A 9579-nucleotide genomic window follows, 5' to 3' on the forward strand; every position below is an offset into this window, starting at 1 on the left:
CCCGGCCAAGCTTTTCTGGTCGGAACCCCCTAAGCCGAGTTTTCAAGGTGCTGCGCCGTCCACTTGGTTTTCGAGACTGGCCTTTTAATTCTAACGTAAAGCCAACCTAGAACGGCGGGGTTTCAGACCCAAAATTTCCGGTGATTATTATCCGAATTTCGGAGTTATCCGTTATATTTTTGCTTTTTATTCGGTCGTCAGGAGATAGGAGTCAGGGTGATAGGGTTTTGGGGTGATAGGGATTTAGGGGTTTAGGGAAATTTCCTCCAAATGTTCCACTACCCCACTACCCCACTACTCCACTACTCCACTACTCCACACCCAACTACCCCACTTCCCCACTTCCCCACCTCCCCAATTCATAATTCATAATTCATAATTGCCACACCCCACACCTCACTTCCCTGATGATCGCGAAAAAACTTCATCAAGAGGGGAACAACTTCCAGTAAGATGAAAAATGGTCAGTGAAAAAGCTAACCGAAATTTATTGTCGGAAATGGTAACACCGCCCCATTTCCCCAGACTCTAGAGGCTAGAGTCCGGTAAACCAGCGGATAAAAATTGACATCCATGAGTGCAGACATCTTCGATCGAGTTAAAAAAGTTGTTGTAGAACAATTAGAAGTAGAGCCGGAAAAAGTTACCCCCGAAGCAAGCTTTGCTAATGATCTGCAAGCTGATTCCCTCGATGTGGTCGAGTTAGTGATGGCTTTAGAGGAAGAATTTGATATTGAAATTCCCGACGAAGCGGCCGAACAAATTGACACTGTAGGCAAAGCTGTTGACCATATTAGCGAGAAAGTAGGAGCAACCGCCTAATTATTGCGGGAAAATTGACAATTAGGATTAAATATCTGGGGCAAAATCTGCCCTTATTTTTGAACAAACATGACAGAATTGCCATTAAAAAGGGTTGTCATCACGGGGATGGGTGCGATCACTCCCCTCGGCAATAATCTAGCAGACTATTGGACAGGCTTAATCAACGGCAAAAGTGGCATTGGTTTAATTACCCACTTTGATGCCTCCCGTCACGCTTGTCGCATTGCTGGGGAAGTGCGGGGTTTTGACCCCCACGAATATGTGGATCGCAAAGAGGCAAAGCGCATGGACCGTTTCGCTCAATTTGCCGTCGCCGCCAGTTTGCAAGCGCTGCAAGATTCTCGATTAGTTATCGACGCTCTCAATGCCGATGATATAGGCGTACTAATTGGTACGGGCGTAGGTGGCATAAAAGTGCTTGAGGATCAACAGGAAATTTACTTGACAAAAGGTCCGAGCCGGTGTAGTCCTTTCATGATCCCGATGATGATTGCCAATATGGCCGCTGGTTTAACCGCTATCCACACGGGGGCCAAAGGACCGAGTAACTGCACCGTGACCGCTTGCGCCGCCGGTTCCAATGCCATCGGCGATGCTTTTCGTCTAGTACAAAGGGGTTTGGCCAAAGGGATGATCTGCGGTGGGACGGAGGCCGCCGTTACCCCCCTAGGATTGGCTGGTTTTGCCTCCGCTAAGGCCCTGTCCACCCGCAACGATGACCCCACCCGGGCCAGTCGTCCCTTTGACAAGGACCGGGATGGTTTTGTCATGGGGGAAGGGGCAGGAATTTTGATTATAGAGGAATTAGAAACGGCCTTAGCCCGTGGGGCGCGGATTTACGCCGAAATGATCGGTTATGGTCTGACTTGCGATGCCTATCACATGACTGCACCGGTTCCCGATGGTCGTGGAGCCACCAGAGCGATCGAATTAGCGATCAAAGATGCCGGTTTAACTCCGGCGGAAATTAGCTATATCAACGCCCACGGCACCAGTACGGGGGCCAATGATCCCACGGAAACCAAGGCGATTAAAAAAGCTTTAGGAGAATCAGCCTACCAAATCCCCGTCAGTTCCACCAAATCGATGACAGGCCACCTTTTAGGCGGTTCTGGCGGCATTGAAGCCGTGGCCACGGTCATGGCGATCGCTAATGATCGGATTCCCCCGACTCTCAACCTTGACAATCCTGACCCCGATTGTGATCTTGATTACGTCCCCTACGAAAGTCGTCAGCAGATAGTTAACGCTGCCCTCTCCAACTCTTTTGGATTTGGCGGCCATAACGTCACCTTAGCTTTTAGAAAATATGCTTGAGTCGATGCCCCTGAAAGAGTAATCTGTGAGTGGCTCCCTCTTTAACTGGGTCTTATTTTTGTAGTTCATTCTAAAAAACATTATGGTTGTCGCCTCCCAATCCCTCGAAGAACTTTGTATTAATGCCGTGCGTTTTTTAGCGGTGGATGCCGTGGAAAAAGCTAAATCGGGACACCCCGGACTGCCGATGGGGGCCGCACCCATGGCCTTTGTCCTCTGGGATCAATTCCTGCGTTTTAACCCGAAAAACCCCCAATGGGTCAATCGCGATCGTTTTGTTCTCTCCGCCGGTCACGGTTGTATGCTGCAGTACGCTTTGATGTACCTGACCGGATACGATAGCGTTCCCCTCGAGGAAATTAAACAATTCCGGCAGTGGAAATCGAAAACCCCCGGCCACCCCGAAAATTTCGTCACGGAAGGGGTAGAAGTGACCACCGGTCCGCTGGGTCAAGGGATTGCCAATGGTGTGGGTTTGGCCCTAGCAGAAGCCCATTTAGCGGCCCGTTTCAACAAACCGGATGCCAAAATTATCGACCATTACACCTATGTGATTTTGGGTGATGGTTGCAATATGGAGGGTATTTCCGGGGAAGCTTGTTCTTTAGCCGGTCACTGGGGTTTAGGCAAGTTAATCGCTCTCTATGATGATAACCATATCTCGATCGATGGTTCCACCGATATCGCTTTCACCGAAGACGTGAGCAAGCGTTTTGAAGCCTACGGTTGGCACGTTCAGCACGTTGAGAATGGTAACACCGATTTAGATGCCATTGCCAATGCGATTGCGGCTGCCAAAGCTGTCACCGATAAACCCTCGATGATTAAAATCACCACCACCATCGGTTATGGTTCCCCCAATAAGTCTAATACCGCCGATGTTCACGGGGCAGCCTTAGGAGCAACAGAAATCGAGTTAACCCGGAAGGCCCTGGGTTGGCAATACGAGCCGTTTGTGGTTCCCGATGAGGTGTTAAATCGTTTCCGGCAAGCAGTGGACAAGGGAACGACGGCAGAAACGGACTGGAATAAGTTATTTAACGAATATCAGGCTAAATATCCCGCAGAAGCGGCTTTATTTGAACAGTTAACCACCGGTCAACTGCCGGAAGGTTGGGAGCAAGCTTTACCGGTTTATAAACCCGAAGATAAGGCGCTGGCTAGTCGTAAACACTCGGAAATCTGCTTAAATGCCCTTGCGGGGGTTTTACCCGGTTTAATCGGTGGTTCGGCGGATTTAACCCACTCTAACTACACCGAATTAGAGCATTTTGGTAATTTCCAAAAAGGCAGTTATCAGGAGCGTAACGTCCATTTTGGCGTGCGAGAACACGCGATGGGGGCGATTTGTAACGGGATTGCTCTCCATAACACGGGATTGATTCCCTACGGGGCGACTTTCCTGATTTTCACCGACTATATGCGGAATTCTATCCGTTTATCGGCCTTGTCAGAAACCCGCGTCATCTGGGTAATGACTCACGATTCCATTGCCTTAGGGGAAGATGGACCGACTCACCAACCCGTGGAACACGTTGCTTCTCTGCGCGCTATTCCTAACCTGTTAGTCATGCGTCCGGGAGATGGTACGGAAACTTCCGGTGCTTATAAAGTAGCGGTGAGCGAAAAGAAACGCCCGACTTTATTGGCTCTCTCCCGTCAAAATCTGCCCAATTTAGCGGGAACTTCCCTTGCGGGTGTGGCTAAAGGTGCTTATACTATCACCGATTGTGAAGGTACTCCCGATGTCATTCTCATCGGTACGGGTGGCGAGTTGTATCTCTGCGATAAAGCGGCTGCGGTGTTGAAAGAAGCAGGAATTAAAGCCCGCGTCGTTTCTATGCCCTGTTGGGAGCTATTCGAGGAACAATCGGCAGAATACAAAGAATCGGTACTGCCGAAAGCAGTGAAAAAACGTCTCGCAGTGGAAGCGGGTTCAACCATGGGTTGGCATCGTTACATCACCGATGAGGGGGATGTGTTGGGGGTTGATACCTTCGGCGCTTCTGCTCCAGGGGGTGTGATTCTAGAGAAGTTTGGTTTTACCGTGGATAACGTGGTAGCGAAGGCAAAAGCGTTGTTAGGTTAATTAAAACTTTGGTTTTGTGGAAAAAGCCCGCGCAAGCGGGTTTTTTGTGTTTAAGATGGAACTATATCGTGCAAAGGGTTGACTGGGTGATTCCTTTTACAGACAGAGAACTACAAAAAGCATGGAGAGAAAATCAACGAGCGGCAAAGGTCAAAACCATAACTAACGCTCATCGTTTATTGCTATTTTACTCCGTTGAATGTGGTCTCAAAGCAGTTTTACTGAAAAGACAAAGCAAAGATTGCACCGATTCTTGTCCAGAATTAGTTGAGGTACAGCATGATATAAATAAGTTACTAGACAAACTGCGTGCGGGAGAAAACCTAAAACTTCCCTCACAATTAAGTATGAACCCTTTAAAAAAGAATCAAGAGAGAAAGTTTTCTTGCGCTGAAATTAATCAAATGTGGCGATATGGGGGATGCTGTGACAATATTAAGGATAATGAATTAGAAAAAAAATTGTTAGATATATTAAGTTGGATTGCACAGGAGTTGCAGGGACTATGAGAAGACGACCATTACTAACTTGGTTTGATATTAAAAGAAAAATTGCTCGCGAAACCGCTAACGGAAATGACTTACCTGATAGTATTGTTAAAATTAGTTGTTTTAGTAGTGCTTTAGAGATTGGTATTCAAAATCAAGATGATCAACCAAAAGCTAACTCAATATTAAAAGAATGGTTCGGAGATTGGTATCAAGAATCAGAACAAATTATTCAGCTAGATATTGATAATGCTTCTATTCCTGTAGAATTTATTTTAATAGATAATAGTTCTTATTTTTCTCCATCGATTCGACCTTTTTGGCAGGAAGTCGCTTATTTAAAAGAAAATACAGATTCAGAGCAATCGGATAATTTTTTACCCAATGCTTATCAAGATAAGCCAGAAATTATTGCTTTTTATTCTTTTAAAGGTGGTGTGGGAAGAACCCTACATTTAGCTGCTTATATTCTTGCTCTTTTGGCAAGAGCAAAAGAGATAAATAAACCAGTTAAAATTTTAGTTATTGACTCAGATTTAGAGGCTCCGGGGTTAACCTATTGGCAAAGGTATGAAAGTCAAGAGGCAACCGTATCTTTGAGCAATTTTTTAGAAGTTTATCAATATCCCAAGCCATCTCTAGAGGTGGCACTCTCTTGGGTAACTCAAGAAATTAAGAAAACTGCCAAACAGCAAAATAAATCAACTTTATATTTTTTACCCGCTTTTATTGAAGAAGAAGAACTCTTAGATACTCCTATACTGCCAGAAAATTTAGCCAGAAATCCATCGGGTGCTTGGGAGGTAGGGGATGCAATTTATCAATTAGGGCAAAAATTAGCAGTAGATTATATATTTATTGATTTAAGAGCAGGATTAAGTGAAATTTCTAGCCCAATTTTATTTGACTCTAGAATCCAAAGATTTTTAGTAACAACAGTTAATGAGCAATCTTGGCGAGGTGTCAGGATGGTTTTAGAAAAAATTGGCTTACTAGCTCCCAGTGATTCAAAAGTAAAGGATGATAATTATTATGATCCTTCGATAATTATTAGTTTTTTAACCCCAGAAGTCAGAAATTTATCAGCATTTGAGAATATTTTAGAGCAATTACAGTCGGCTTATGTTCAACCCAAAAATGAGAGTTTATATACTACTAGACTGGATATTAAAGAAACTTATTTCGCCCAAGAGTTGCTATATGTTAACAATTGGGACGAAGCTCAAAACAAATTAAGTTCAACTTCCTTGATGGAACTGGCAAGACAATGGGCAGAAGATAAATCATCTAATAATAGCATTGCATCAGCCACACCTTCAGATAACTCCTTAGATGATGTGAAAAAACTCAGGGATACTTGCAATAAATATATTTATGCAGAAAGGGGACAAGGGGAAGATTTACTCATTACCGAGCCATTAAAAAATCTGGCTCGTAATTTTCAAGATAAACTACCTAATGTTATCTCAATTGGTGCTAAAGGTGCGGGAAAAACCTTTAATTATATTCAGCTATCTCGCCTACAGTCTTGGGAAAATTTTTTAAATAAAGTTGATCCTCAAAATCAAGAAAATTACCGAGAAAATCTCGGTTTAATATTTCCCCTACTACAATCGAAAAAGTTAGATGGAAATGCTAAAAATATTCTCAAGGAAGCTAGAGAAAATGTAATGAAATCAATAGATAATCAAGAATACCATTTTACTGCTTCCGACTTAGAAGATAAAATAACTCAATCCCTATCTAATAAAGATTGGAATGAGGTTAATTGGGCAAATTTTTGGATCAGAGAAATTTCTACTGTGGTGGGTTATAATGATCCCGATACAAATCTTCAGAAACTCAATCATTATCTTCAGGATAAAAATTCAAGAGTTATATTTTTATTCGATGGTTTAGAAGATAATTTTCCTCATATAGCTACGGATAACCAGCAGCAAAAAGCTTTAAAAGCTTTGATTGAAAATTTACCGAATAAGTTGTGGGATATCCGAGACTCTCATATTGGGTTAATAATTTTTCTGCGTCGAGATTTTCTCCAACATATCATCACACAAAACTTGCAACAATTTGAAGGCTTATATCGTGATTATGATCTATCTTGGAATCTAGAATCGTTCATTAAACTTTCCTATTGGCTCTGCATACAATCATCAGTTATTAATGCTCGCTCTCAGGATTTATTCGATTGTTCAATTGAAGATTTAAAAGAAAAATTAGAACTACTTTGGGGCAAAAAATTAGGTTTAGATAATTCCAAAGAAGCTAAGTCAGCCAATTGGATTTTTGCGGCTTTAACTGATTTTAATGGGAGACTGCAAGCTAGGGATATTGTGAGATTTTTGTATTATGCTGCGAATGTTACTGTAGAAAAAACAGAAGAAGTACAATTTCCTAAATGGTTGAATACTAGACTGTTGCCTCCCCAAGCGATTCGACGAGCGCTTGAACCCTGTAGTCAGGAAAAAGTTAGAGAAGCAAAAGAAGAATATCCTATATTTGAAAGCTGGGTACAAAAAAGTTTAACCCAATATAGTGATAAAAAAATTCCTTTTTCTCTAGAACAGTTTGCTCTGGATGCTACTACAGTCAATGTTCTTGAGCAAATGGGAGTAATTTACGAGGACAAGGATAAAGAAGATGCAGTTCGTTATTATATGCCCGAAATATTCCGTGAAGGGTTAGGATTTTCTAGTCAAGGTGCGCGTCCTCGTGTTCTAGCTTTAAAGCGCAAAGTTTTGGGGAAATCAAATTTTTAATGATTCGATCTGTTTTGAAATGACTATATGATTGATTGTTATCAGCTTTTCACAACAGACGTAGCTATTATCAATCAAAAAAACGCCAAAAAATACTCTGCTGAATGTAAGTTAGCCAAAAAAGGTAGTTTCCGTCTTCAGGGAGGTATCAGACCTTTTATTGAAGTCAAATGTATGAGATCAAGAACCTTAGGAGACAAAGCGGCAGAACAAAGGTCTAAATTGATAGGAATACCTTCAACAAGCCTAAATATTCACGGTTCTTCGGTTTGTGTTATGCAATGGAGGGGGTTTATAAGGGATGAAACCCTTATATAGAAAGACATTTGGCGATTTTTGTCAATTGTTTTCGATCTAGAACGAGCTAATCAATTAAGTCTCTTGCCGGATAAGGATTTAGTCGATTTATGCCCCCTGATCGAATCATACCAAGTAACGAAGAGCCATATTCACAAAGATCAATATATTGAAACAGATTTTGATTTAGTGATTACATCTCTTGCCAATGCTTTTTTTCAGACCAATTTAGAAACAGGACTATTTGTTTGGAATCCCACACCAAAAGAGCAAATATTTTTAAGCAAAATTAATATTAATAATCAAGAAGAGGCCCTTTTAAAAATGTACGTTGCCAGAAGTAAAGATTTAACAGCAAATCAAACCAATAATATCAATTGTTCTCGCCAGAAATGCCAGGATCAAAACTGTAATTTCATCCCTAATTATCCCAAAATTTTCTTTGATGTTAATACGGCTGAACCTCTACAACCATGGCTACCGATAGAAAAAATAGAGGATTTACTTGATTAAAATTAGGAATCAAGATACATCGAATAAACTTAATTGTAGAGGTGTAAATCTTGCAGGTTTCTCAAGATCATAATTAGCAATAAATACCTCCTTGTCCTTGCGTCTTTCACTCTGATAACCATGTTCTAATTTTAAACCATTTTTTTGATCATCAGTTCGATTAATAGTGTAATTCCATTCATTATCTTGTAAAGAAATACACCAATCATACATTTCTCTAATTTCGGAGCAATTATCATAAGTCAAAAGAAATTTAAATCGATGTTGATGTTTTTTCAACGTCTTACATAACCTTTCATGATCTTCTAGACTGAAGAAACAGGAATAGAATTTATTTTGATCTGCTTGAAAGTAAGGAGGATCGACAAATAAAAAGTAATCATCGGGTAATTGATTGATTAAATCTTCAAAATCTAAACAAGATAAATTGACATTTTGCAGTTTTTCCGAAGTGGTTTTTAGGTGAGAAGGCCAGTTTTCAGGACGCATAGAATACTTATCACCATAGCCCCAATAACAATTTTCAAGTTTCATAATTCCTGAGTAGGAAGTTCTATTTAGATAATACCAACGCATGGCTCTTTCTAGGTCATTGGCTGGTTGAAATTCATTTTTATAATAACTGTGTAGTTCTTTGGTAGCGTTTAGATCTTTTAATAATTCAATTAGACTATCAAGATAATCTTTGATATGTCGATAACAGTTGATTAATTCTTCATCTTTGTCATTGAGAATATTCTCTGCTACACTTTCCTTAGCAAAGAATATAGATGCTCCCCCCGCAAAAGGTTCACAATACTTATGGTGACTGGGAAGACAAGCTAAGATTAGCTTACGGGCATAAAATTTACCGCCAGGATAACGAAAAGGAGAATTACTAAGTTTTTTAGCGATTTTGGACATTACCTTCGATTTTAGAGGCTTTTCTTTGAGATTATTTTAACAAAATTACGATATTTTCTCTAGGAATGTCAGAGAAGTTCGGTTTTACCGTGGATAACGTGGTAGCGAAGGCAAAAGCGTTGTTAGGTTAATTAAAACTTTGGTTTTGTGAAAAAAGCCCGCGCCAGCGGGTTTTTTTGTGATTATAGGTCAACATAGTTTAGGCTTTAGGCTTAGTTCATGTAAAAATGTAAAGTAGGAAGAAGTACCGTAGCGATTGTCTTAAAAGTCAAGGGGAATAAAGAAAATCTTTTGTACCCCAAATAGGCAAGACAAAGTAACGGCACCAGTCATCCGTTTTGTCAGCGATGAAATTGTTCGGAAAACTGGACTAAGCGGGTGCTTGCCA

The 9579-nt window shown here is 41.1% G+C and carries 8 protein-coding genes; 7 read left to right on the forward strand and 1 reads right to left on the reverse strand.

Translation table 11 applies throughout. The annotated features are described in order from the left end of the window. The first annotated feature begins 573 nt into the window (after window positions 1-573). From IM509_RS13765 to IM509_RS13795, 7 genes are all read left to right on the forward strand, one after another. Window positions 574-822: an acyl carrier protein gene (locus IM509_RS13765; RefSeq protein ID WP_002768498.1), complete on the forward strand. Its 249-nt coding sequence runs from the start codon at window positions 574-576 to the stop codon at window positions 820-822. A 69-nt stretch (window positions 823-891) separates the two neighbouring features. Then, window positions 892-2142, forward strand: coding sequence for a beta-ketoacyl-ACP synthase II (fabF, locus tag IM509_RS13770; protein WP_185237413.1), 1251 nt, complete (start codon window positions 892-894; stop codon window positions 2140-2142). Window positions 2143-2224: 82 nt separating this feature from the next. Further along, complete coding sequence (tkt, locus tag IM509_RS13775) at window positions 2225-4231, forward strand: transketolase (RefSeq protein ID WP_185237412.1); 2007 nt, start codon at window positions 2225-2227, stop codon at window positions 4229-4231. A gap of 14 nt (window positions 4232-4245) precedes the next feature. Further along, window positions 4246-4740 (forward strand): hypothetical protein, encoded by a 495-nt coding sequence (locus IM509_RS13780; protein ID WP_199328879.1) that lies wholly within the window; start codon window positions 4246-4248, stop codon window positions 4738-4740. After that, window positions 4737-7478, forward strand: a complete 2742-nt coding sequence (locus IM509_RS13785; protein WP_072927372.1) for a KGGVGR-motif variant AAA ATPase — start codon at window positions 4737-4739, stop codon at window positions 7476-7478. Before IM509_RS13780 ends, IM509_RS13785 begins: the two co-directional genes overlap by 4 nt. Before the next feature lie 27 nt (window positions 7479-7505). After that, window positions 7506-7796: a hypothetical protein gene (locus tag IM509_RS13790; RefSeq protein WP_242034750.1), complete on the forward strand. Its 291-nt coding sequence runs from the start codon at window positions 7506-7508 to the stop codon at window positions 7794-7796. 18 nt (window positions 7797-7814) lie between these two features. Next, a complete protein-coding gene (locus IM509_RS13795; protein WP_260441279.1) occupies window positions 7815-8288 on the forward strand; it encodes a hypothetical protein in 474 nt (157 codons plus the stop codon). A gap of 9 nt (window positions 8289-8297) precedes the next feature. Here IM509_RS13795 and IM509_RS13800 read toward each other — a convergent pair whose 3' ends face one another. Further along, window positions 8298-9191 carry a DNA adenine methylase gene (locus IM509_RS13800; RefSeq protein WP_072927952.1) on the reverse strand — a complete coding sequence of 298 codons (894 nt, stop codon included), beginning with the start codon at window positions 9189-9191 and terminating at the stop codon, window positions 8298-8300. Window positions 9192-9579 lie beyond the last annotated feature (388 nt).

It is taken from the genome of Microcystis sp. M31BS1, from assembly GCF_020245285.1.
Taxonomy (GTDB): domain Bacteria; phylum Cyanobacteriota; class Cyanobacteriia; order Cyanobacteriales; family Microcystaceae; genus Microcystis; species Microcystis panniformis.